Consider the following 21,997-nt stretch of genomic DNA (forward strand, 5'->3'; position numbering starts at 1 on the left):
ACGAGGCCCTTGCCCATTGGGAAACCCACCCCCCCCCCCCTCCCCCTCTCCCCCCCCCCCCCCCCCCCCCCCCCCCCCCCCCCCCCCCCCCCCCCCCCCCCCCCCCCCCCCCCCCCCCCCCCGCGCCTTCTCGGCCGCGAAACTAACAGGCCTTTGCGTGATGCCACACCCGGTCCTGTCCGGCTCATGACCAGTAGTTCCCCGACCAACCCACGGTGCAAGCGAGCCCTACAACCCTGGCCAGCAGCGCGCCGGGGGCAAGACCAACTGAGCTCGAATCGTGTTGAGAGGGGCTCTGAACAGCAGGGGTGTGCCCACGGCGCGGGCCGTGGGCACCACCTGGGGCTGCGGAGCAAGGGCCTGTTAGTTGACGAGGATGCCGCGCTCTTTGGGTAGTGATCGCCACCAGGGCGAGATTCCCGCCGGTGGGCACGGCGCGAACCAGCTGCCGCTCATGCAGCTGGCCCCGGACTGCCGCAGCCAGCTCCGCTCCGGGTGGCGCCGCTAGCCGACGAGCCGGAAGGTGCTGGAGGGAGCCGGAAGCCCGGCGCCGTAGAGGTGTGAAGGACGAATCACCATGACTCATCCGCACCACGGAGGCTCCCCGCCTCCGGCAGCAGGTGAATCCTCTCTGCGGCTTGTGCTGAATCAGGCGCATGCCCAGCGGATGGACCAGTACAAGGTCACCGACTCACTCAACGTGGTGGCAGCAGCCCTTTTGGGTTTCGAAGCCGTTCTAATCGCCCTTGTCGGCGGTGACGTGAACACGATCTGCCTCGTGGCCAGCATCGTCATGCTGATTCTCAGCCTGGCCCTGCTGTTCTCCTGTTTGCTCGACCGCACAGGCTTCATCACCCAGTGGCGGCCATGGCGATGGACAAAAGAATCGTTCAAGATCAGGCAGGCCGAGAGGCTGACCATCCAGCCTCTCCGGGTCCTCTACGAGGGGCAGCCTTCTGAACAGACCGTCGGGATGCTGGTCGAGAGCGAACGCGACCTGTACGAGCGAAATGACAACCACATTCTCATCCCGAAGAGACGTACTATCGACTTTGCGGTCATGCTGCTAGCCGGCGCGCTTGCCGTGTATGGGGTCGGGGCCGCAATCGGGAAAGAGGCAGCTCATGAGCGGCGACACGAAAAGCAACACCAGCAAGAAGCCCCAAGCTGCCCTCCTCGCGAGTGCGGGCGAAGTAGTCCGCCAGGCGTGGCGCCTTCTCGGTAAATCGCAAGCGACCAGCAAAACCCAGGCCCGACAAGGCGAAAAGCTTCACAATAAGGAGCAGCGCCTGAAGAGCGCCTTGGATCGCAAATCGCAGAGCAAGCAGCGGCCGAACCAGCACATCGTCCGCCAGGATCCCGTTCAGCAACGACGTGCAGTCGGGCTCCCCGACGATGCAAAGCCGGTCACAAGCGGACCGGACCGGCGGCTGTACGGCAAACGAGCGCGCTGAGCGACTGGGGGCGAGCCCTCCTAGAATCTGTAGCGAACGGCCTGGCCGCCCCGCAGCGGGAGCAGCCAGGCCGTGGTCTGTGTGACTAGACGAGCGGCAGCCTGTCACCCGCAGCGGCCAGTGTCGCGGGCTCAGCGGGTCACGGGCTCGCTCAGCTCTGGGCCATGTCCACGAAATGGCTGTAGTGTGCCCTGGAAAGCAGTCGTGACGATCGCGGTCGGCCCGTTGCGGTGCTTACCGGCGATCAGGTTCGCCTCACCCGCGCGCGGGGACTCCTTCTCGTACGCATCCTCGCGGGGCAGAAGGATCACCACGTCCGCGTCCTGTTCCAGCGAGCCAGACTCGCGGAGGTCGGAGACCTGCGGGCGCTTGTCGGTGCACTGCTCGGGCCCGCGGTTGAGCTGCGAGAGCGCGATGACCGGAACCTCGAGCTCCTTGGCCTTGGCCTTGCCCAGGCGAGCCCACTCGGCGTCGTCCAGCTGACCGGAGCGGATGTGGTGCAGGGCGACGGAGCCCTCGGCGGACAACAGCCGCATGTGGAGCTCCTTGCGGCCCATCTCGAGGGAGAAGAAGGCGCTGGAGAGCTGGTGCTTGATGCTTGCCGCCCGGGCGATGTCGAGTCCGAGGGTGCTCTTGCCCATGGCCGGGCGTCCGGCGATGAGGACGAACTGATCGGGCTGCAGGTCCAGGGTGAGGCTGTCCAGGTCGGTGAAGCCGGTCGGCACACCGGTGAGCTCACCCTTCTTCCGTTTCCCGGCGGCCTCAATGTCGTCGAACGTCTCGTCCATGCCGTGGTTGGCGGGCAGCAGCGAGTCGTCACCGCGCTGGCGGACGACCCCGTAAAGCCGCTCCTGCGCCCGCTCGACGAGCTCCTCGGCGTCGCCGTCACGGGTGTAGCCGCTGGCGGCGATGGCTGTACCGGCCACGACGAGGTTCCGGGCTACGGCCGCTTCGTAGACGATCTCGGAGTAGTACTCGACGTTCGCCGCAGTGGGCACCTGCTGGACCAGCGTGTGCAGGTAGGCCCGCGCCGCCGATTTTGGCCAGCTCGCCGGTCTTCCATGGCAGCGGACTGGGCGTCTACCGCTGGGTGGTAGAGCGCACATTCGCCTGGCTCCACGGCTTCAGACGCCTACGCATCCGCTGGGAACGACGCGCCGACATCCACGAAGCCCTCCTCAAACTCGCCTGCTGCCTGATCACCCTCAGGCAAATCAACTCATTGTGTAGCTCCTGTTAGGGGGCCGGGAATCAACGCGTCGGTTTGATCTTGGTTTTGTCGGGGTCGAGGTACCGGACGATGTCAGCTGGCGTGCGGAAACGGGCGGTCGAGGCGGGGATGTGAACGCCGTGGGCTTCCGGGAGGGGGCGGACGTCTTTCGCTGCGCGGCTGATGGCATGGCGGTGGCGTTGAAGAGCTGGCCCAGGAGGTCCATATGGTCGCGAGTCTTCGTAGGTGGAGCACGGTGACCAGGGCCCGGTCGGCTGAGGTGAGCTTGGCTGTGGCGCCTGCACGGGGGGCCACCAGGCGCTCGTGGCCTCGGCGTGTGCGGAGCACTTGCTCGCGTTGAACCTCCATCGCTGGAGTCAACGAGTCGATGAGTTCGCTGAGCTGTCGGCGGGTCATCCCGGTCACTTCTGGGGCCTGGAGCGAACGCCGCGTGAGGCGAGTCGGTCTGTCCGCCATGGCCTTGCCTGGTGTGCTGCCGGTGGTCGCCGCGTCCATCGGATGCTGGGGGTGGAGGGTGTAGTTCCAGTCGCCGTGGAAGCGATGGCGGGTGATGGGTAGGGCGGCGATCTCGTCGTCGCTGTCGCGGATGCCGGTGGGGTACTCACCCCTGTCGAGTTCGGCATGGACGGTGCGGCTGGTGGTCGCGGCGATGGTCTGGAGCATGACTTCATGGCTGGTCAGGGGTCTGCTGCGCCAGTTCATGGTGATGTGGGAGAACAGCCGGTGCTCGATCTTGTTCCACTTCGATGTGCCGGGCGGCAGGTGGCACACGGTGATCTCAAGGCCGGTCCCGGCAGCGAGGCCAGCGAGCTGGGTCTTCCAGCCGCGAGTGCGGTAGCCGTTGGAGCCTCCGCCGTCGGCGGTGATCAGCAGTCGGCGGGCGCGGGGGTAGTCGTGTCGGCCGCGGGCCTGCCACCAGCGGCGGATCGAGGCGACGGCGAACGCTGCGGTGTCGTGATCGGTTCCGATGCTGACCCAGCCGGCGTTCGCGGCCATGTCGTAGATTCCGTACGGAATCGCTTTCTCGGCCTGGCCGGGAAAGACGTGTGTCTTGACCTTCACGGGCTGCCCTGCGGGCCGCCATTCCTGCCCGGCGTTCTTGTAGTCGCCGATCAGCTCCTTCTTCTTGCTGTCCACGCTGATCACTGGGTCACCGGCGTCCCGGTGCTCTCGTGCCTGCTCGTTGAGGTCGCGGAACTGGGCATCCCTGTCGGGATGCTGAGTGCCTTCGATGGTCTTGGCGTTGGCCTGCAGGCTGAAGCCCTCCTCCCGCAGCAGGCCGGCGACCGTGTCGGCGGAGACCCGGTGACCCTGCCGGGTCAGCTCCGCTGCCAGCCTCCGGGTCGACTTCGTCGTCCACCGCAGCGGCGACATCGGGTCGCCGCGCTCGTCGGGCTCGACCAGCGTGAGTAGCGCCGGCCGCAGCCCTGGATCAAGGTCCACAGGCTTCTTCCGGCCTCCACCAGGACGACGGACCGCCCCAACAGAGCTTGACCGGAATGCAGTTCAGCCGCTCCGCGAGAGACTGTGCCCTCCCGTACTCCGGCTGCGGCAGCGACGAGCCTGATCCCACCCAGCGACAGCGCTTCCGCCCCTATGGCCAGCCGACGCTGACGCTCGTCCAGATGCGGCAACAGCACCTGGAACTTCGCGGCCAGACCGGCCTCGATCCCCTCCGGTCTCCACATACCAGAACAACGAGCCCCACAGATGGAAGCCACGACTTGTTTCCCGGCAAGCCCTAAGCCCAGCAGGCCGCGCCCAGTAGTGCTCATGCGCGCGTGTCGTCGGCGTCGGAGCCGATCACCGCGCTCAGGCCCCGCAAAGCGTCATCGTATTGGTGACGGTCGAACTGGAACGGACCGAATGCCACATAGTCGCGGGTCTTGCGATGCGGTTGCTCGAAGGCGTCCCAGGTCACGAAGTCGGCCGTCGCGGTGATGCGGGCCATGAGCGGCCAGCACCCCCACTCGCCGCATTCACAACCGAGAACGGGCGTCTTCGGCCCCATCGCGTTGGTAGACCCTCCGAGGAAGTGGTCCTGCACCGGGCCGAACCGGAAGAAGGCCGGGATCAGACCACCGTAGGTGTCGCCTGCGGGCTGCATCCCGGCCGCGATCTCGAACCCGTCGATCAGCTCGGTGAGTGGTGTTCCGTCGATGCGGGGGACGATCACGAGTGCGCCGCCGTCGCCACGGTGCCGGCAGTCGAACCGAATCTCATTACTGATCATCTCGTGATTGTCTCAGCGAAGCCGTTCTCTCCTCCTGGGTAGGTTGAGCTGCGGCCATGCTGGCATGCCGAGGTTGATCGCCGTGCCGCTGGGAGTTCGTCTGTCTATTTGAGCCAGCTTGTCTTCCGCGCCAGCCAGGCTGACCCGGAGTCCCTCGACCTCGCCGAGCCAGCCCTCCTGGGCCTTACCGATCTTACGAATGACTGGCTCGCGCCCGCTAAAAAGGTAGGACAAGGCTGGCGCGGTGAGGTCGCCGCGATCGGGGCCGACCTCGCCACCGCCGAGCAGAAACTTGCCATCATGCGCGACCTCGCGGCCCGCCACACCGCAGTCCAGCTCGGCATGCCCGACTTCCGCAGGAGTGCCGGACGTCTTGATCCCGAGCTGTGACAGTGGTGCTGCTTCGCATCAGTAACGTCTGTCGAGGGCCTCAACCAGGCTGCGGAGCTCACGCGCCCGTCGCGGGACATCAACAGCATCACCGCTTCGAGGTGCTCACGCGCCTGCCAGGGGTCTCCTCAGCTGGCCCATTCCGCGCAGCCACTGCTCTCGTAGTCCCACAAGCGACGGTTCGGCTGGTGGACGAAGCTTTGCCAGCACACCATGGCCGACCCGATTTGAGCCGGCCACAGGTACTTCTTCTCACGCTCTATCCGTCGCACTTCAGCGAGTGCTGCCACGGATAGACCATGGATGATTGTGATGCCGGATGCAGCCCAGGCACCACTCCTCGGCCTCCTCGTCGCCTTCCTGATCCGCTTCGGCTGCGGCTCCCTCGTCTTCCTCGGCCTGTCGTTCTGCCCACCGCCGGGCCAACCGCTCGAGGAAGCGCTGCCGGCGTTCGCATCGAGGTCGGCGTCGGTGGCCACGAACGGGAAGACCCGCAGAATGCGCCCGTCCTCACGGACCTGGGCGTAGCCGGCTGGAGCATGGGACGCTCGCGTCTGGCTCTTTCCGGAGGGCAGCCGGAGTACGGCAGAAACAGGCAATAGGGCTGCGGTGTGCGCGATCTGACGCTTGGAGGCCCGTCGACTGATCACCCTGTCGGATGGTGTTCATATGCGTCGCGACGGGGCTTCTGGACGGTCTCTTTGCTGGTCGCAAGGCCCGGGGCGTGGTTACCGGTGGCTGCTGTGCGTTCTCCGTGCGGGCGAGCGGCGTGGACCATGCGGCGCATGGCTTCGGTGCAACGTACCGCGTATCCGCGCTTTAAGCGCACGATCACCTCCCGTGAGCTGCATGACTCGTTCACCCCGGGCCCGTCCGAGGTGGCGTGGGCGCGGGGCAAGGCGCGGTCGCCGGAGCATCTGCTGGCGCTGGTGGTGCTGCTGAAGAGTTTCCAGAGGCTGGGATACTTCCCCGGTCTGGATGAGGTGCCGGAGCTGGTGGTCGGGCACGTACGGGGGCTGCTGGGGCTGGGGGAGGAGGTGCAGCCTCGGCATGACGCGGACCGTACGCTGTGGTATCACCGCACGATCATCCGTGAGCGGCTTGACGTGGAGTGCGACAAGGAGAAGGCCCGAGGGATTGCCTCGGCGGCGGTTTATGAGGCGGTGCAGACGAAGGACAATCCGCCGGATTTGATCAATGTGGCGTTGGAGACGCTGGTGCGGAGGCGGTTGGAGTTGCTGGGCTATACGCTGCTGGATGCGTTGGCCTCGGCGATCCGTACCGAGGTGAACACGGGGTTCTTCGAGACGATCGCCGGGCGGGTCGATGAGGCGGGCACTGCCCGGGTGCTGGGGCTGCTGCGGGTGGTGTCGGGGTCGCGGAGCCGGTTCGATGAGCTGAAGCGGCCGGCGAAGGCGCCGTCGGTGTCCCATCTGCGCGAGCACCTGGCCTACCTGGACAAGCTGGAGCTGTTGGGGCCAACGGCGGACTGGCTTGAGGGGGTGCCGCCGGGGAAGGTGGAGCACTTCGCCGGGCAGGCGCGGGTGCTGGATGCGGTTGAGCTGGGCAAGGTCGGTGTGGTGAAGCGGACGGCGTTGCTGGTGTGCATGCTGCACATGGCGAAGGTGCAGGCGCGGGACGAGCTGGTGACGATGCCGTGCAAGCGTATGGCGCGGATTACCAAGAAGGCCAAGGAGGAACTGGAGAAATCCGTCAGCGGCACCGGGCCGAGTCCGAGCGGTTGCTCGCGGTGCTCGGTGAGGTACTGGAGGCCGCGAAGGGCCCGGTCGGTTTCGACAGCGGCTCGGTCACCCTGCCTACCAGCCCCCGCAAGAAGAACGCGGTGCATGCCGCGTGCGGGAAGGCGGTGCTGGAGAAGCTGGAGGGGGCCGGGGGCCTTGCGACGCTGTCGGAGGACCACGAGCTGGTCTCCGCGCACCACGGCGACAACTACTTCCCGCTGATGTGGCGGCACTTCAAGAGCCACCGCAACGTCCTGTTCGACCTGGCTGAGGTCCTTGAGATGGAGTCGGTCTCGGCCGAGGGCACGGTCCTGGAGGCGGTGGAGTTCTGCCTGGCGATGCCCCACCGCACCAGCCAGTGGGCGCTCATGACGTACACCGTGGAGAAGGAGGACGGGACCAAGGAGACGAAGACAGTCTCGGCGGAGTTCGCCTCCCAGGTGTGGCAGCGCATCCTGTTCGACAAGGCCCGCGCGGGGAAGATCAACCGGCGGCACTTCGAGGTGTGCACCCTGTTCTATCTGGTCCAGGAGGTCCGCAGCGGGGAGGTGGCGGTCCTGGGGTCGGAGTCGTACGTACGCGAATTGGCCCCCATCAACACCGCCAACCGCCACGACGCCCGCGCCGAGGCATCCCGCGCGTAGAACTCCCGCACGCCGCTCACCCTTCCCCCTTACGCAAAACCACTGTCTGCCACCACACTCCAGCACGGCCCAGACGGTCCGAGCCCTCATCCACCAGCCGCACCACCCCCAGCCCCGCCCGCTGCCCGTCCCGCACCACCTCCTCCGCAGGCACATCGAACATCACCCGGTCCACCGGAGGCGCACCACGCCGCAGCGAGACCACCAGCAACCCGGCAGGAGCCAGCAACCCCGCCAGCCGCCCCATCGCCCGCCCCCTCACACTCGCCGGCAGATGCATCCACACCGCCGACAACAACGCCAGATCGAAGGCCCCCTCCAACCGCGACAGATCGGGCAGGCAATCCTCCACCCAGCACACCCCCTCACCCGGATACAGGCGCTGCCCCACCTCCCGCATCGCACGCACCGGCTCGACCGCCACCACCCGATAGCCACGCCGTGCCAGGGCCGCGGCATCCCGCCCCGTACCGGCCCCCACGTCCACCACCCGCGCCGGGGCCGGGGGCAGGAGATCCAGCACACCACCGTGCACCTCCTCGAACGCGACACTGCCGTAGCGCTGCCCGAGACCTACGGCGTTGTGCACGTAGTACGGCTGGACTGCCGCGGTGGGCGGAGCACCTCGACGGGGAGCGTTCTCACCTGTACCGACCATGAGGCCACGCTACGGGCACCCACTGACAAGCTCGGTGCCCCATGCGCCTTCAGGCGGATGGGTCCTCTTCGGTTGCCGCTTCCGTGGCGGGTCCGCGTACCTTGCGGACGAGCCACGCTCCGGCGCTCGTGACGAGAGTCGCGGCGAGGGCGCCGATGAATTCGGGGACGGCCGCCTCCAACAGCGCGGGGACGGGGGACGCGATCGGCGCCAACAGGACTCCCTCATGGGTGCGGTGGATGAAAACTGGTCTTCCCTGGGACCGCTGCCGCAAGAATGGTCCTCGACCACGTGTGTCCCCAACCGTGACCGGGACGGGCAGGGACAGCGCCGGGTCCGCGCGGGTGACGCACTCGGCTCCGGGACGTTCCCGAGCCGTCCCGGGACACCTCGGGGACACCTCAGGGGCATGGAACAGGGGAACCGGACATGACGGCACCGCAACGTCGCGACGAGCACGACGAGCCCCGAGTGGCGCTGGGTCATCTGCTGCGCGCACAAGCGCAGGACGCGGGGCTGAACACGCGGGACATCCAGCAGCGCTTTCGCCAACGCGCGGACCGGGAGGCTCGGGAGATCGCGGGCGGTGGTCCACCTCCTCCCGACCCGGTCGGGCGGATGCACTTCTCCAAATCCCACCTCGACCGGCTCTACAGGGGACAAGCGGGGGTGCCCTCCCCCCACTTCGTGAGGGTCTTCCTGGAGATCACCAGCCATGCCGCCGGACTTCACCCCAGTAGGCACCGCGAGGTGTGCCGCAGGGCGGAGGCCTTGATCCAAGCCGCTCGCAGCCGGCACCGTGACCGGGTCCCGGCCGCCGCGCCGTCACCGAACCCGCCGAGCGAGCCCACCGTGGCGACCCTCCAGCTCCAGCTTCGGCTGGAGCGCGCCCAGCACACCGAAGTGCGGCTGCGCTGGGCGTTGAGCGATGCCCATCTGCTGCTGAACACGCTCTTGCAGATCATCAGCGCGCTCCGGGACATCATCGGAGATCTCGATGTCCGTGAGCGTGAGAGGGACGAAGCCATCGCCTGCAAGCACACTGCGGAGAAAGAGTTCGATCGCGTCGATCAGCGACGTCGTGGTCTCGATGCCCTCTGGCAACACGCCGGAGCGGAGCTTCGGCGCCTCTCCGGCCACGCTGTCTCCGGCCCTCACCCTCCGCCTGTCCTGCTCCAGCAGGACCTCCTTTCCCCGTCGCGGCTCGACGACATCGCCGCGGCCCTCGCCAAGGTCACCGCGGTCAACGACCGCGACGAGCAGCGGGCCGCGCTCGACCTCGGTCATCGCGTCGCCGACGATCCCGAGGTGGACTTCCTCGCCCGCGCCGCGACGCATTCCAACGCCGACCTGCGGGCAGCCGCTGTCAGGAGCCTCCTCGAGAGCCGGTCGCGGCACCCCACGTCACGTACCGCCCTCCTGAACATGGCCAGGACGGGTACGGACATGGACCTGCGCTACGACTCGGTCAAGGCCCTGGGCGACGGCTGGCCCGGGGATGACGAGGTGAGGGCTCTGCTGCTGGAGGTCGCCCGATCGGACGAGGATTTCGAGATGCGGAGCGCCGCGGTGGCCGCGTTGGGCAAGGGCTGGGCGGGCGACGAGGCGGTCCGGACCCTCCTGCTCGAGCTGGCCCGCGAGGACGTGGACGAATACATGCGGGGCGACGCGGCGATGGGGCTGGGCGAAGGATGGCCGGGCGACGAGGAAGCGCGGGACGTGCTGCTCGAGCAGGCCCGCAGTGATGCCGACTTCGAGCGCTACGGCGCGGTGTGCGGACTGGGCGACGGATGGGCCGGCGACGACCGCGTGCGGGCGGTGCTGCTCGACCGCGCGTGCACGGACACGAACCGGGACGTGCGTGCCGGCGCCGTCAGCAGGCTGCGCAAGGGATGGGCGTCCGACGCGGCGGTGCGGGCGAGGCTGCTCGAGCTGGGCCCGCTGCCCTTCACGGCATAGCGCGCCCCCGCCGCGCCCGTCCCGCTCCCGTACCCGCGGGGCCGTGTTCACCTCGCGGTTTCGAGGAGCGGCGAAGGGGCTGGGACGCGGTGCCGGGGCTGAGGAGACTGGCGGATGTGTCCATCGCCAACGGGCGGTGGGTGACCGACGGTTCGGCATTCGTGACGTGTGAGGGGGAATCCCGCATGACACTGCGTGAGACCATCAAGAAGAAGGCGGTGCGCCGCGTGGCGGCGTTGTCCGTCGCCACGGCCATGGCGGGCGTCATGGCCGTCGGTACGGCCGACGCCAAACCCGCCGACGGGCCGTGGGCCGGCTGTCCGTACGGCGCGGTCTGCGTCTATCCGCAGAACCAGAACCCGGCTTCGTCGCCGTCGCTGATCTTCTACAGCTACGGGGCCCACAACCTGAGCAACCAGTACGGATGGCACTGGGTCCTGAACAACCAGTACGGCGGCGCCCACGCCCGCCTGTGCACCGGATACAACGGTGCGGGCTGCAATTACGACATGGCGCCCCAGAACGGCGTCTGGGCGGATCTCGGTCCGATCAACTCGATCACCCTCGACCGGCCGTGACCGCTCACGCCGGGGTGCTGTAGCGCGGCAGCATCCGGTCCAGGACATCGCGCGTGTACTGCTCGACGACCGGCGCCAGGTCGTGCGCCGGGCGGCCCCGGCCCGCGGCGGTGACCGCCCGGGCCCGGGCGTCCTCCAGCCGGGCCGCTAGCTCCCGGGGCGCGGCCCGGCCGGTGAGCAGCAGATGGCCGAGGTTGCCCTCGCGCTCGTCCTTGAGGCGGTAGTCCTGGAGGTCGTCCGCCACCATGGTGATCATGCCGAAGGCGTGCGCGAACGCCCGGGCGGGTTCGGCCGCGTGCGGTACGTCGCCGGCCAGGGCGGCCAGCCGCGCGTAGCAGCCCTGGAACGAGCCGCTGTAGCGCTCGGCGTCGGCCCACCACCGGTCCAGGTCGGTCGCCGGCCGCCGTTTGGCCCGGACCTGGCCGGTGCCGATGCGGACGAAGTCCTCCTCGATCACTTCCAGGAGGCGCAGCGCGTCGGGGGCGCGGCGCGCCAGGCGCCGGGTGGCGGTCTGCCACATCAGCAGGCAGTAGCCCAGCTCGTAGCGGTCCTGCTCGGTGTCGAGGTCGAGCAGGTCGTCGAAGAGCTTCATCCCCAGGCCGTGGAGGGTCAGTTCCCAGGAGAGCTCGCGGCGCTCGGCATACCCGGGGACCCAGACGGTGAGCAGGTAGGGGGAGCGCAGATAGCCGCGCAGGCCGAGGAGGTAGTCGGTGAGGGCGCGGGAGGCGTCCCAGCCCGCCAGCAGGTGTCCCAGGCGCTCCCGTACGCAGGCGTGGACCTCGTCCCACTCGGCGAGCAGCCCGGGCGCGGGGACGGAACGGTGGGCGAGCGCCGGGCCGTTCACGGCCGGTCCCGGTGGGTGCGCAGCGCGAGCAGCGCGGTCGCCGTCGTGAACAGGCCCGCCCCGTCCCGTGTCATCGTGCCCACCACCCGTGCGCCGCGCCCCTCGTACCGCCACGCGTACGGGGCGTCGGGGTCGGTCAGGGCGGGCGGCGGCAGCCGGACCCAGGCGGAACCCGCCCAGCCCCCGGACGGCAGCTGGTTCCACAGCAACCAGCGCCGGGCCCGGTCGGCCGCCGTGTCGGCGGCTGCGCGGGACAGGCCCAGCGTACGGGCGGCGAGGGCCGTGGCGAAGGCCGAGCCGCCGTCGTACCGCGCCGTGCGCACCGCCCCGTCGCGGTCGATCCGCCCGGCCGCCCAGGCGCGTGCCGCGTCCGCCGTCGGGCCCGTGCCGTCGAGGGCCTCGGACGCGAACGCGGTGGCGTACTCCGGGTCGGTCCACCAGTAGGACTGCCAGCTGCCGTCGGGCCGCCGGCGCGCGACGAGGTACCGCAGCAGCGCCGCCCGCTCGGGCAGGGCGCGCAGGCCGGCCGCCGCGGCCGTGACGCAGGGGTGCGAGGCGTACCAGCCGTCCCAGCCGCCCGGTACGGGGTGGCGGTCGAAGAAGTACCCCGCCTCCTCCCGGGAGTAGGTGGCGACCCCGCCGTCGGGCCCGATGTGCCGGGCGAGGAAGGCGTAGCCGCGCGCGGCGGCGGGCTCGTCGTGGCGGCCGACGGCCTCGGCCAGGCGCAGCACCCAGGCCGTGGTGTCGGCGTCCGGGGGAGCGCCGGGGCCGTAGCCCCATCCGCCGTCGGCCGTGCCGGGTGCGGAGAGCAGGGCCCAGGCGTCGTGGGCGGCCTCCTCCGCGTGCGGCAGGCCGGTGCCGGCGAGGGCGGCGCCCACGTAGGCGGTGAGCCAGGTGCTGCTGGGGCCGTTGACGTCGAAGTCCCGCCACCAGCCGTCCTCCCCGCGCGAGCGGAGCAGGAAGGCGCACGCCCGTTCCCGGGCGCCGGTGCCCTCGCGTGGGGGAACTCCGCTGGACTGCGCCATGTGCTCTCCCTGAGTCGGTCCGGTACGGCCGTCGCGTCACTCCGGCTCGGGCTCGGCCCCGTACGCGTCGTAGGGGCGCCCGGCGGCCTCCGCCGTACGCCGCCCGGCGGCCACCTGGTACACGTCGATGCCGCCGGGATCGAACGGCCCGGCCGCCCCGGCGGCCAGCGCCGCCGCCGACTTCGGCACCACGCCCAGCTCGGCCCGGACCTTGCCGAGCGGCTGGTCCGCCAGCGCGAACCAGTCGACGCTGAGCAGGTCGGTGCGCACCAGCGCGCCGCGCCGCAGCGCGTCGCGCACCCGGACGGCCATGGCGTCCCGGGACACCGTGCCGCCCCGCGCCGCGAACTGGGCGGCGGCCAGGCCCGTGTAGCCGATGAGATGGAGCCCGACGACCCAGGCGAGGAGCTCGAAGCCGCGGCGGTCGAGCAGAGCCCGGGTGACGAGGGTGAAGACCTCCAGCTCCGTGGTGAGGGTGGTGCCGTAGTCGGTGACGACGTGCACCCAGTCGTGCTGTGTGAGGTACGCGGGCGTGCTGCCGGGCCGGCCGGGGAACGGGAAGCCGCGGGCCAGGAAGTAGCGGTGGACGGCGCGGCCCAGCGAACCGGGCGGGCAGTCGGCGAGCGCCTCCCAGCGCGCCGCGAGCCCCGGGTCGTCGAAGGAGGGACGCCAGGCGGCGGCGAGGGCCTCCGCGGTGTCCAGCGGGCGGCCCTCGTGGTCGCGGCGCAGCGGCCGGTGGCCGTGGGCGCGTTCGAAGTCCGTCAGGGCCCTCCAGGGGTCCCCGCCCGCGAGGCTGCGCGCCAGCTCCACCAGGCCCGGGGGAGCGCCCACGCCCTCGACCCAGGTGGCGACCCGCGCGGCGACGTCGTCGGTGAGCGGCGCGAGGATGACCTCGTCGACGATCAGCATCAGGGCGACCCAGGTGCGGAACTCGGTGTCCCGGCCGTGGGCGTCGAGCGAGCGGTTCAGCTCGGCGAGGGTGACCGGTTCCCCGGGGTTCGCGGGATATGGGTGTCCGGTCATGACAGGGCACAGGGCGCGCAGCAGGACGTCCTGGAGGTCGCCCGGCCCCTCGGGCGGCGCGGTGGCGGTGACGACGGCCCGGACCAGCAGCTCGGTCTCGGCCGCACCGGGGCGGGGCACGGCAGGCGGGGAGCCGGGCGTGTCCGCCGCCCGCGGGGGGAGTTCTGGCCTGCGCATCCGTAGGCACTCCTCTCAGTGCGCCGGGGTGGCGCGGCTGTTGTCGGAGCGGGCGTGGCGCTGATCACCGATCGGGGAGTCGAGGTCCGGCGGGTCGCCTCCGCCGGAGGGCGCCCATTCTGGCACGGGCGCGACGGCGGACGGGGCGACAGATCCGGCCACAGGTCGCGGATCCGAGCCGGAGGGGGGCCCGCCCCTCCCCTTGTCGCCGCGTCCGGCGCGGGCCCACTCTTGGGGGCGGCCCCGACCGGGCCCGCCGCCCCGTACCCACCCGCATCGATGGGGGGACCATGAGTACATCGCCGGCCGATCTGCCCTACCCGCCGGGCCCGTTGGGCGACCCGCCGCCCGAGTACGCGCGGCTGCGCGCCGAGGACCCGCTCACCCGCGTCCGCCTCCCCACCGGCCACGAGGTGTGGCTGGCCACCCGCTACGACGACGTCGTCACCGTCACCTCGGACGCGCGCTTCGCCCGCGACGACCGCTACCTGTTCATGCCGATCCCCGCCGAGGACCCAGGCCCCCACGACGCCCGGGGCGCCGAGGGAGAAGAAGCGAACGGGCGCTCCGCGGGCCGGCTGCGCCTGCGCGAGGTCGTGCAGGAGGCACTGCGCCCCCGCCGGGCGCGGCTGTGGGAGGAGCATGTGCGGCGGTCGGTGGAGGGCTGCCTCGACGCCATCGAGGCCGCCGGGCCGCCGGCCGACCTGGTGCGCCGGTACGCCTTCCCGGTGCCCGTCTCCGTCGTGTGCGAACTCCTCGGCGTGCCCGAGAGCGACCGGGAGCTCTTCCACCGCTGGGCCAACGTCCGGCTGTCGGTCACGGCCTACTCCGAGGACGAGGTGGCCGCGGCCCACCGCGCCTACGAGGAGTACGTGGCCGAGCTCATCGAGCGGCGCCGGCGCGCCCCGGAGGACCGGCTGCTGGACGCGCTGATCCGGGTGCGGGACGACGACGAGCGGCTGACCGACTACGACCTGCGGCGCATGGTGCGCGGCCTGATCACCGCGGGCCACCAGGCCAGCAGCAACATGATCGCCCGCGGTGTGCTGCTGCTCCTGCGCCACCCCGGCGAGCTCGACCGCCTGCGCCGGGATCCCGGACTGATCGACGGCGCCGTCGAGGAGATCCTGCGCTACCACATGCCCGGTGACACGGGAGTGCCGCGCGTGGCGTACGAGGACGTGCCCCTGAGCACGGGCACGGTCCGCGAGGGGGAGGTGGTGCTGGCCCCGCCGGTGTCCGCCAACCGCGACGAGGGCCGATTCCCCGACGCGGACCGCTTCGACGTCGGCCGTACCGACAACGCCCATCTGTCGTTCGGGCACGGCGCCCACTACTGCCTGGGCGCCAGCCTGGCCCGCATCGAGCTGCGCACGGCGATCGGCATGCTCGTCGAGCGCTTCCCCGGCCTCGCCCTGGCCGCCGCCCCCGAGGACCTGCCGTGGACGGACGGCCTGCTGGTGCGGCAACTGGAGGAGCTGCCGGTGACGTGGTGACGCGGTGGCCGTGAGAATGCCCCGCGTTCAGCTCTCCGGCGGATCCCCGCGGTGCCACAGCCGCCGCATCTCCGGGCAGCCCTCCAGCAGTTCGGGCAGCGGCCCCTGGCCGACGACGGCGCCGTCGCGCAGCACCAGGACGCGGTCGGCGCGGCGCAGCAGCGCCGGGCGGTGGGTGACGACCAGGGCCGTGCGGTCCCGGCCGCCGGGGGCGCCGAGGACGCGCTCCCACAGCAGGTGCTCGGTGTCGGTGTCGAGGGCGCTGGACAGGTCGTCGCACACCAGCAGGTCCGGCCGGCGTACGAGCATCCGAGCCGCGGCCACCCGGTGCACCTGGCCGCCCGAGAGGCCGGCCCCGACGGCGCCGAGGACGGTGTCCCGGCCGCCGGGCAGGGCCTTGAGGTCGGGGCCCAGGACGGCGGCCTCGACGGCCGCGGCGAGCGCGGCGGGGTCCGCGTCGGCGCCGAGCAGGACGTTGTCCCGGATCGGGCCGCTGAAGAGCCGGGGGTTCTGCGGGGTGTAGGCGCAGCGCGGCGGCACCATGAAGGCCGCGGGGTCCGGTACGGGCCGGCCGTTCCAGTACAGCACGCCGTCGTCGGTGGGCAGCAGTCCGAGCAGCAGCCGCAGGAGGGTCGTCTTGCCCGAGCCGACCCGGCCGGTGACCACCGTCAGGGTGCCGCGTTCCAGCGACAGGTCCACGCCGATGACGCCGCGGCCGCTGCCCGGGTACCGGTAGGTCAGGCCGGTGGCGGCGAGCCGGCGCAGGGAGTCGTCCGGGGGAGCGGCCGCCCCCGGCGGGTCGGGCCGGGCGGTCTCCGTCGGGGCCGTGTCCGTTCCCCGCGCGTCCTCCAGCGCCGGCGCCATGTGCTCCGCCGCCACGACGGCGCGGTGGTATTTGGCGCTGAACATCCCGAAGGTGCTCACCGCCTCGTTGAGGAACTGGAGGTAGTACGTGAACATCGCCAGGTCGCCGACGCCGAAGGACCCCTCGCGTATCCGCCCGGCGCCCAGGATCAGCACCAGGCCGGTGCTCAGCGCCCCGCCGTTGGTCATCAGCATGGTGCGCAGGCTCCCGAAGAGCTCCTCGCGGGCGGCGAGGGCGCCGCGGTGCCGGTAGAGGCGGGACAGATGGTCGCCGACGCCCCGCTCGGCGCGGGCGGCCTGGACGGTCTGGACGGCGGCGAGGGTGTCGCGCAGCGCGCCGCCCGCCGCCGCCGTGGCCTCCCGGCTCGCCTTGCGGTACGCGAGGAAGCGGGCGTTCACCAGCCGTCCGCAGGCCGTGGCCAGGACCAGCGGCACCACCATGCCCACGGTGATGAGCGCGTCCGTGCGCAGCATCAGCGCGACCGCCGCGACCGCGAAGACCCAGCGGCCGATGTTCACCGGCGACCAGGAGACGAACGAGGCGACGTCCTCCACGTCGGCGGACAGGGTCGTCAGGGCCTCGCCGGTGCCGCCGCGCGGTCCCCGCGCCCCGGGGCGGGCCAGGACGCCGCGCATCAGGGCGGCCCGCAGGGACGCCGAGGCGCTGTTCAGCAGCCGGGGTTCGAGCCGGCCGAGGACCACGCCGAACTGCAGCGTCATGCGCGCGGCCTCGATGGCCGCGACGGCCGCCACCAGGCCCCACGCCGCCGATCCCCTGGAACCGGAGGAGAGCAGGTCGAAGACGTCGCGCAGCAGCAGCCCCACCTCGAAGGTGCCCACACGCCACAGCAGCCACAGGGCGGTCACCGCGCCGTAGAGCGGCGCCTGCCGGCGTATCAGCCGGAGCATCAGCCGGACGGGGCTCCCGATGCCCGGCGTCTTGCCGGCGGGGCTCACCAGATCACCTCGCCGGCCCGCAGCAGTCTGCCGAGCTCCGACGCTGGGTCCGCCATCAGCTCCTCGCGGGGGCCGTACTCCAGCGGTCCGTCCTCGCCGAGGACGAGCACCTGGTCGACCTCCCGCAGGGTCTGCAACCGGTGCGCCACCATGACGGCCGTGCGGCCGGCCAGGAACCGCCGCAGCGCCGACTGCAACAGCTGTTCGCTGTGCGGGTCCAGGCGGGAGGAGAACTCGTCGAGCAGCACCAGCCCGGGGTCGCGCACCCAGGCCCGGACGAGCGCCACCAGCTGGGCCTGGCCCGCCGACAGCCCGAGGCCCGTACCGCCCAGCGGGGTGTCCAGGCCCTCCGGGAGCGTCGCGAACCAGGGCGTCAGGCCGACCTCGTCCAGGGCGCGCAGCACCCGCTCGTCGCCGACCGAGGAGTCGAAGAGGACCAGGTTGTCGCGCAGGGTTCCGGCGAGGATGTGGACCTCCTGGGTGACCAGCGCGACCCGGCCGCGCAGCGAGGCCAGGCGCAGCGCGCGGGTGTCGTGGCCGGCCAGCAGCACCGCGCCCTTGTCCGGGTCGTGGAAGCGGAACAGCAGGCGTATGAGCGTCGACTTGCCGCACCCGGTGCGGCCCACCACGCCGAGCTGGTGGCCGGGAGGTAAGTGGAACGACAGGTCGGACAGGACGGTGCCGCCGCCGGGGTAGGCGAACGTCACGTGGTCGAACGCGACCGGCGGCGGGCCGGCCGGCAGTTCGCGGGTGCCGTCGGGCAGCCGGGGCCGCCGCTCCAGCAGCCGCCGGACCCTGCGCAGGCTCACCACGGCCTCCTCGAAGGCGCCGAGCTGCTGGGTGATGCGCACCAGCGGCTGGCGCAGCAGCATGACGTAGGACAGGGACGCCAGCACGTCCCCGGCCGAGAGGTCCCCGCGCTGGTGCAGCCAGGTGCCCAGGAACAGGGCGGAGGCGAAGCTGAGCTGGGACAGGGCCTGGACGGACATGGGCCAGCGGACCGCGGCGCGCGCCGCGCGGGTCGCGGCGGCGGAGTACGCGGCGAGCCGTTCGCCGAGGTCCCGCAGGACGTGCGGCACCGCGCCGTTCGCCCGGATGTCCTCGGTCGCCGAGAGGCGTTCCTCCAGCCACCCCAGCAGGGCGGTGTTGGCCTGCCGCCCGGCCTCCAGGTCCGGTGTCGCGCGGCCGAAGCCGCGGGCCAGCAGGGGCAGGCTCGCCCCCCACAGCGGGACGTAGAGCAGGCCCAGCCGCCAGTCGAGGGCGCACAGCGCGGCCAGCACGCAGACCATGAGCAGGAGCTGGGCCAGCACGTCGAGCACCATCCGGGACAGGAAGTCGGCCAGCTTCGTCACGTCGCCGTCGACGCGGTCGAGGAGTTCGCCGGGCGGGTGGCGGCGGTGGTAGTCGGCGTCCAGCCGCAGGCACTGGTCCACGAGGCGGGCGCGCAGCCGGTCGCCGCTGTGCCACGCCACCGTCACCCCGCAGTGCTGCGCCGCCGTGGCGGCGGCCTGCCCGGCGAGCGCGGTGGCCAGGTAGCAGCCGCCCAGCACCAGCAGGGTGCCCTCGGCGGCGCTGCCGAGGGCGCCGTTGATGAAGTGGCGCAGGAACTGGGGCTGGGAGACCTGGAGCATGATCTCGGTCAGCAGCAGCACGGCGAGGAGCGTGAACCTGCGGCGCTGGGGGGCGAGTTGCTCCCGAAGGATCAGCAGATAGGCCTTGAGATCGGCGGCGCGGACTCCCTCGGACGTCACCGGCTCGCGCTCCCCTCCGGGCCGGCCGGCGTACGGCCGCCGTCGGCCCCGCTGCGGAAAACCCACCCAGGATAGGAACGCCGGTCCGCTCGGACAACGGTCCCCGTGGTCGATCATCCGTGCGACGGCCGGTGCCGGCAGGCTCTCTTGTTTGTTGTCATGGCCACTGATTAGAGTCGGGCGCTCCGACCGTCGCACCGCTCCCTGCCCGAGGAGTCGACCGGATGAGCGGATCAGGGTTGTCAGGGTTACCGGAAGGCGCGTACCCCGGGGTGCGCGAGGAACTGCGCGGCGGCACCGCGGTCGTGACCGGCGCCGCCGGCTTCATCGGAGGTCACCTCGCGCGGGCCCTGCTGCGGTACGGGGTCCCGGTCCTGGGCGTCGACCGCCGGTGGGGCGGCGGGAACGGGGACGCCGCGGCGCGTCCACCGTCCTGGGGTGCCGGCGGGGACCTCGCCACGCTCGACCTGGACCCGCTGCTGCGCGGCGCCCGTGTCGTGTTCCACCTCGCGGGCCGCCCGGGGGTGCGGCCCTCCTGGGACTCCTTCCCGGACTACCTCCGCGACAACGTCCTCGTCACCGAGCGCCTCCTGGCGGCCTGCGCCCGGCTCGGCGTGCCGCGCGTGGTCATGGCCTCGTCCTCCAGCGTGTACGGCGACGGGGACGGCACCCCGATGCGCGAGGACCGCGCGCCCTGCCCCGCCTCCCCGTACGCGGTGACCAAACTGGCCGCCGAGCGGCTGGGGATGGCGTACGCGCGGCGCGACGCCGGCGCCCCGGACGTGGTGGCGCTGCGCTACTTCACCGTCTACGGACCGCGCCAGCGGCCCGACATGCTCATCTCCCGGGCCCTGCGGTCGGCACGCGAGGGGCGGGTGCTGCGGGTGCTCGGCGACGGCTCGGCGCGCCGGGACTTCACGTTCGTCGGCGACGTCGTCGGGGCCACCCTCGCGGCCGCCGCCCGGCGCGTGCCCAGCGGCACGTACAACGTCGGCACCGGACGGAACACCGGCATCAACGAACTGCTGGCGCTCGTGGCGGACGTGACGGGGAGCTTCCCGCGCGTGGAGTACGGCAGCCCCCACCCCGGCGACGCGACACAGACCCTCGCGGACCTCACGACGGCGGCGGACGCCCTGGGCTACCGCCCCGCGACGACGCTCCCCGACGGCCTGGCCGCGCAGGCGCGCTCGCTCGCGGCCCTCGCCGCCCCCGACGCCTCGGCGACCGCCTCCGCACCCCGGGCGGGATGACCGCCGTGCCCGCGACCGGAGGGTCAGGAATCCGTCTCGTCGCGCCGCATGACCAGGACGGCGACGCCCAGCGCCAGGGCGAGCCACAGACACAGCGCGGCCAGCCCCGGCGGCACACCCTGGTCCGTACGGTCCGTCAGGAGCCCGAGCCCGCTGGTGAAGGGACCCTTGTAGCGGAACTGCTCCAGCGCCCCCTCGACGACCGTGCCGACGACCAGCGCGGCGAGGGCCGCCGTGGAGTTCCGCAGGATCGCCCCCAGGGCCACGCCCAGCACCCCGAGCAGTGCCACGCCGAGGACCGTGACCCCGTAGAGCCGGGCCGCCTCGGCGGGCCGGTCCAGGTGCATCAGGGGCGCGCCGTGCCGGACGAACCCGGCGGCCACCCAGACCGACTGGCTCACGACGGCCAGCACGGCGCCCAGGGCGGCCACGGCCGCGGCCTTGGCGGTCAGGACCCGCCAGCGGGCGGGGGTGGTGAGGAAGGCGGGGACGATGGTGCGGTAGCGGTATTCCTGGGTGATCGCGGTGATCCCGAGGAGCAGCACCGGATAGCCGGCGCACAGGCCCGCGCGGGGCCCGAGGCCGTCGCGCACGAGCTTCGGCTCGGCCTGCATGCCGATGACGAGCGAGAGGAGGAGCTGGGCCGCGACCACGCCGGCCGAGGCGATCCAGGGGCCCCTGGTACTGCGGAGTTTGAACAGTTCGGTACGGACGAGCGCGGTCACTCAGCTGCCTCCCCGGCGGTGTGTCCTCCGGCGGTGGCCGCCGGACCCGGGGGCCCCGTTCGCGGCTCCGGCGCCGGTCAGGCTGAAGAAGATCTCTTCGAGGGTGGGGGCGGCCGTGTGCAGCTCGTACAGCGGGATGCCGTGGTGCGCCGCCAGCTCGCCCACGGTCCGCGCCCAGCCGTCCGGTAACTCCAGGGTGTCCGGGCCGGTGACGAGGACGTGTTCGCCGGCGGCGCGGAGTAACTCGCCCAGCCGGACGCTCTGCGGGGACTGGACGCTGACGGTCCGCCGGCCCAGCGCGGTGAGGTCCGCGACGGTGCCCTCGGTGACGAGTCGCCCGTGGTCGATGACCACCACGCGGTCGACGGTCTGCTGCATCTCGCCGAGCAGATGACTGGAGACGAGCACGGCACGGCCCTCGGCGGCCAGTCCGCGCAGCAGTCCGCGCAGCCAGAGGATGCCCTCCGGGTCGAGGCCGTTGGCCGGTTCGTCGACGACGAGGATCTCCGGATCGCCGAGGAGCGCGCCGGCCAGGGCGAGGCGCTGCCGCATGCCGAGCGAGAAGTCGCCCACGTGACGGTCGCCCGCGTGCTCCAGGCCGACGGTGCGCAGCAGGTGCTGGATGTGGGAGTCGGGCGTCCTCAGCGGCGTGCCCAGCATGCGCAGGTGGTTGCGGGCGGTGCGGCGCGGATGGGCCGCGCCGGTGTCCAGGGAGGCGCCGATGAGGCGGCCGGGGCGGGGGAGCCGGCGGTAGGGGCGGCCGCGGATGAGGGCCGTGCCGGACGTCGGGGTCACCAGACCGAGGAGCATCCGCAGCGTCGTGGTCTTCCCGGCGCCGTTCGGCCCCAGGAACCCGACGACCGAGCCGGACTCGACGGTGAACGACAGGCCGTCGACCGCGGCCGTGTCCCCGTAGTGCTTGCTGAGGCCGCGGACCTCGATCGCTGCCACGACGCGTCCCGCTCCTTCCCGGATCTCGTCGGCTCCCCCCGG

Annotated in this window: 18 protein-coding genes and 3 pseudogenes; 10 read left to right on the forward strand and 11 right to left on the reverse strand. The window is 71.8% G+C overall.

The window, feature by feature from the left end; translation table 11 throughout:
* The first annotated feature begins 667 nt into the window (after nt 1–667).
* The gene (locus AC07BS_RS23220; RefSeq protein WP_478934160.1) at nt 668–1,225 is read left to right on the forward strand and encodes a hypothetical protein; all 558 of its coding nucleotides are present in this window, start codon (nt 668–670) and stop codon (nt 1,223–1,225) included.
* Nucleotides 1,226–1,605: 380 nt separating this feature from the next.
* Here the strand turns inward: AC07BS_RS23220 and AC07BS_RS23225 are convergent.
* Nucleotides 1,606–2,392 (reverse strand): annotated as a pseudogene (locus tag AC07BS_RS23225) (replicative DNA helicase); the annotation flags it as partial.
* 119 nt (nt 2,393–2,511) lie between these two features.
* On the opposite strand from AC07BS_RS23225, the pseudogene AC07BS_RS23230 reads away from it, so the two are divergent.
* A pseudogene (locus AC07BS_RS23230) lies at nt 2,512–2,694 on the forward strand (transposase); the annotation flags it as partial.
* Nucleotides 2,695–2,705: 11 nt separating this feature from the next.
* Here the strand turns inward: AC07BS_RS23230 and AC07BS_RS23235 are convergent.
* Nucleotides 2,706–4,373, reverse strand: a pseudogene (locus AC07BS_RS23235) (ISAzo13 family transposase).
* A gap of 83 nt (nt 4,374–4,456) precedes the next feature.
* Nucleotides 4,457–4,918, reverse strand: coding sequence for a hypothetical protein (locus tag AC07BS_RS23240; protein ID WP_478934162.1), 462 nt, complete (start codon nt 4,916–4,918; stop codon nt 4,457–4,459).
* A gap of 108 nt (nt 4,919–5,026) precedes the next feature.
* Between AC07BS_RS23240 and AC07BS_RS23245 the strand changes: the two genes are divergently transcribed.
* The 4 genes from AC07BS_RS23245 (at nt 5,027) to AC07BS_RS23260 (ending at nt 7,694) form a co-directional block, all read left to right on the forward strand.
* Nucleotides 5,027–5,308: a hypothetical protein gene (locus AC07BS_RS23245; RefSeq protein ID WP_478934164.1), complete on the forward strand. Its 282-nt coding sequence runs from the start codon at nt 5,027–5,029 to the stop codon at nt 5,306–5,308.
* A gap of 312 nt (nt 5,309–5,620) precedes the next feature.
* Nucleotides 5,621–5,836, forward strand: coding sequence for a hypothetical protein (locus AC07BS_RS23250; protein ID WP_478934165.1), 216 nt, complete (start codon nt 5,621–5,623; stop codon nt 5,834–5,836).
* Nucleotides 5,837–6,093: 257 nt separating this feature from the next.
* The gene (locus AC07BS_RS23255; protein ID WP_478934167.1) at nt 6,094–7,272 is read left to right on the forward strand and encodes a DUF4158 domain-containing protein; all 1,179 of its coding nucleotides are present in this window, start codon (nt 6,094–6,096) and stop codon (nt 7,270–7,272) included.
* Nucleotides 7,176–7,694: a hypothetical protein gene (locus tag AC07BS_RS23260; protein ID WP_478934169.1), complete on the forward strand. Its 519-nt coding sequence runs from the start codon at nt 7,176–7,178 to the stop codon at nt 7,692–7,694. Before AC07BS_RS23255 ends, AC07BS_RS23260 begins: the two co-directional genes overlap by 97 nt.
* Nucleotides 7,695–7,710: 16 nt before the next feature.
* On the opposite strand, the gene AC07BS_RS23265 is transcribed toward AC07BS_RS23260, so the two are convergent.
* Complete coding sequence (locus AC07BS_RS23265) at nt 7,711–8,283, reverse strand: class I SAM-dependent methyltransferase (protein ID WP_478934171.1); 573 nt, start codon at nt 8,281–8,283, stop codon at nt 7,711–7,713.
* A gap of 498 nt (nt 8,284–8,781) precedes the next feature.
* On the opposite strand from AC07BS_RS23265, the gene AC07BS_RS23270 reads away from it, so the two are divergent.
* Nucleotides 8,782–10,311 carry a HEAT repeat domain-containing protein gene (locus tag AC07BS_RS23270; protein WP_478934173.1) on the forward strand — a complete coding sequence of 510 codons (1,530 nt, stop codon included), beginning with the start codon at nt 8,782–8,784 and terminating at the stop codon, nt 10,309–10,311.
* A gap of 185 nt (nt 10,312–10,496) precedes the next feature.
* Nucleotides 10,497–10,889 (forward strand): hypothetical protein, encoded by a 393-nt coding sequence (locus AC07BS_RS23275; RefSeq protein WP_478643746.1) that lies wholly within the window; start codon nt 10,497–10,499, stop codon nt 10,887–10,889.
* A gap of 4 nt (nt 10,890–10,893) precedes the next feature.
* On the opposite strand, the gene AC07BS_RS23280 is transcribed toward AC07BS_RS23275, so the two are convergent.
* From AC07BS_RS23280 to AC07BS_RS23290, 3 genes are read right to left on the reverse strand one after another with little or no spacing between them, the layout of a single operon-like run.
* Nucleotides 10,894–11,733 carry a Moenomycin biosynthesis protein MoeN5 gene (locus tag AC07BS_RS23280; RefSeq protein WP_478643743.1) on the reverse strand — a complete coding sequence of 280 codons (840 nt, stop codon included), beginning with the start codon at nt 11,731–11,733 and terminating at the stop codon, nt 10,894–10,896.
* Nucleotides 11,730–12,758 carry a prenyltransferase/squalene oxidase repeat-containing protein gene (locus tag AC07BS_RS23285; protein ID WP_478643741.1) on the reverse strand — a complete coding sequence of 343 codons (1,029 nt, stop codon included), beginning with the start codon at nt 12,756–12,758 and terminating at the stop codon, nt 11,730–11,732. Before AC07BS_RS23285 ends, AC07BS_RS23280 begins: the two co-directional genes overlap by 4 nt.
* A gap of 36 nt (nt 12,759–12,794) precedes the next feature.
* On the reverse strand, nt 12,795–13,958 hold the full coding sequence (locus tag AC07BS_RS23290) for a hypothetical protein (RefSeq protein ID WP_478934176.1): 1,164 nt from the start codon (nt 13,956–13,958) through the stop codon (nt 12,795–12,797).
* 290 nt (nt 13,959–14,248) lie between these two features.
* Here AC07BS_RS23290 and AC07BS_RS23295 point away from each other — a divergent pair, with 290 nt between their 5' ends.
* Nucleotides 14,249–15,454 (forward strand): cytochrome P450, encoded by a 1,206-nt coding sequence (locus tag AC07BS_RS23295; protein WP_478643736.1) that lies wholly within the window; start codon nt 14,249–14,251, stop codon nt 15,452–15,454.
* A gap of 27 nt (nt 15,455–15,481) precedes the next feature.
* On the opposite strand, the gene AC07BS_RS23300 is transcribed toward AC07BS_RS23295, so the two are convergent.
* Both AC07BS_RS23300 and AC07BS_RS23305 read right to left on the reverse strand, forming a co-directional pair.
* Nucleotides 15,482–17,275: an ATP-binding cassette domain-containing protein gene (locus tag AC07BS_RS23300; protein WP_478934178.1), complete on the reverse strand. Its 1,794-nt coding sequence runs from the start codon at nt 17,273–17,275 to the stop codon at nt 15,482–15,484.
* Nucleotides 17,272–19,026 carry an ABC transporter ATP-binding protein gene (locus tag AC07BS_RS23305; protein ID WP_478643732.1) on the reverse strand — a complete coding sequence of 585 codons (1,755 nt, stop codon included), beginning with the start codon at nt 19,024–19,026 and terminating at the stop codon, nt 17,272–17,274. Before AC07BS_RS23305 ends, AC07BS_RS23300 begins: the two co-directional genes overlap by 4 nt.
* 224 nt (nt 19,027–19,250) lie before the next feature.
* Between AC07BS_RS23305 and AC07BS_RS23310 the strand changes: the two genes are divergently transcribed.
* Nucleotides 19,251–20,279, forward strand: coding sequence for an NAD-dependent epimerase/dehydratase family protein (locus AC07BS_RS23310; RefSeq protein WP_478643729.1), 1,029 nt, complete (start codon nt 19,251–19,253; stop codon nt 20,277–20,279).
* 23 nt (nt 20,280–20,302) lie between these two features.
* On the opposite strand, the gene AC07BS_RS23315 is transcribed toward AC07BS_RS23310, so the two are convergent.
* Together AC07BS_RS23315 and AC07BS_RS23320 are read right to left on the reverse strand one after the other, a co-directional pair.
* Nucleotides 20,303–21,004, reverse strand: coding sequence for a hypothetical protein (locus AC07BS_RS23315; RefSeq protein WP_478934181.1), 702 nt, complete (start codon nt 21,002–21,004; stop codon nt 20,303–20,305).
* The gene (locus AC07BS_RS23320) at nt 21,005–21,955 is read right to left on the reverse strand and encodes an ABC transporter ATP-binding protein (protein WP_478934183.1); all 951 of its coding nucleotides are present in this window, start codon (nt 21,953–21,955) and stop codon (nt 21,005–21,007) included.
* Nucleotides 21,956–21,997 lie beyond the last annotated feature (42 nt).

This window comes from Streptomyces sp. NPDC044063 (assembly GCF_056434285.1).

Bases quoted from the DNA above. Each gene is read 5' to 3' on its own strand.
- AC07BS_RS23220 (WP_478934160.1), top strand. From the start codon at position 668: ATGGACCAGTACAAGGTCACCGACTCACTCAACGTGGTGGCAGCAGCC.
- AC07BS_RS23240 (WP_478934162.1), bottom strand. From the start codon at position 4,918: ATGATCAGTAATGAGATTCGGTTCGACTGCCGGCACCGTGGCGACGGC.
- AC07BS_RS23250 (WP_478934165.1), top strand. From the start codon at position 5,621: ATGCCGGATGCAGCCCAGGCACCACTCCTCGGCCTCCTCGTCGCCTTC.
- AC07BS_RS23255 (WP_478934167.1), top strand. From the start codon at position 6,094: ATGGCTTCGGTGCAACGTACCGCGTATCCGCGCTTTAAGCGCACGATC.
- AC07BS_RS23270 (WP_478934173.1), top strand. From the start codon at position 8,782: ATGACGGCACCGCAACGTCGCGACGAGCACGACGAGCCCCGAGTGGCG.
- AC07BS_RS23275 (WP_478643746.1), top strand. From the start codon at position 10,497: ATGACACTGCGTGAGACCATCAAGAAGAAGGCGGTGCGCCGCGTGGCG.
- AC07BS_RS23285 (WP_478643741.1), bottom strand. From the start codon at position 12,758: ATGGCGCAGTCCAGCGGAGTTCCCCCACGCGAGGGCACCGGCGCCCGG.
- AC07BS_RS23290 (WP_478934176.1), bottom strand. From the start codon at position 13,958: ATGCGCAGGCCAGAACTCCCCCCGCGGGCGGCGGACACGCCCGGCTCC.
- AC07BS_RS23295 (WP_478643736.1), top strand. From the start codon at position 14,249: ATGAGTACATCGCCGGCCGATCTGCCCTACCCGCCGGGCCCGTTGGGC.
- AC07BS_RS23310 (WP_478643729.1), top strand. From the start codon at position 19,251: ATGAGCGGATCAGGGTTGTCAGGGTTACCGGAAGGCGCGTACCCCGGG.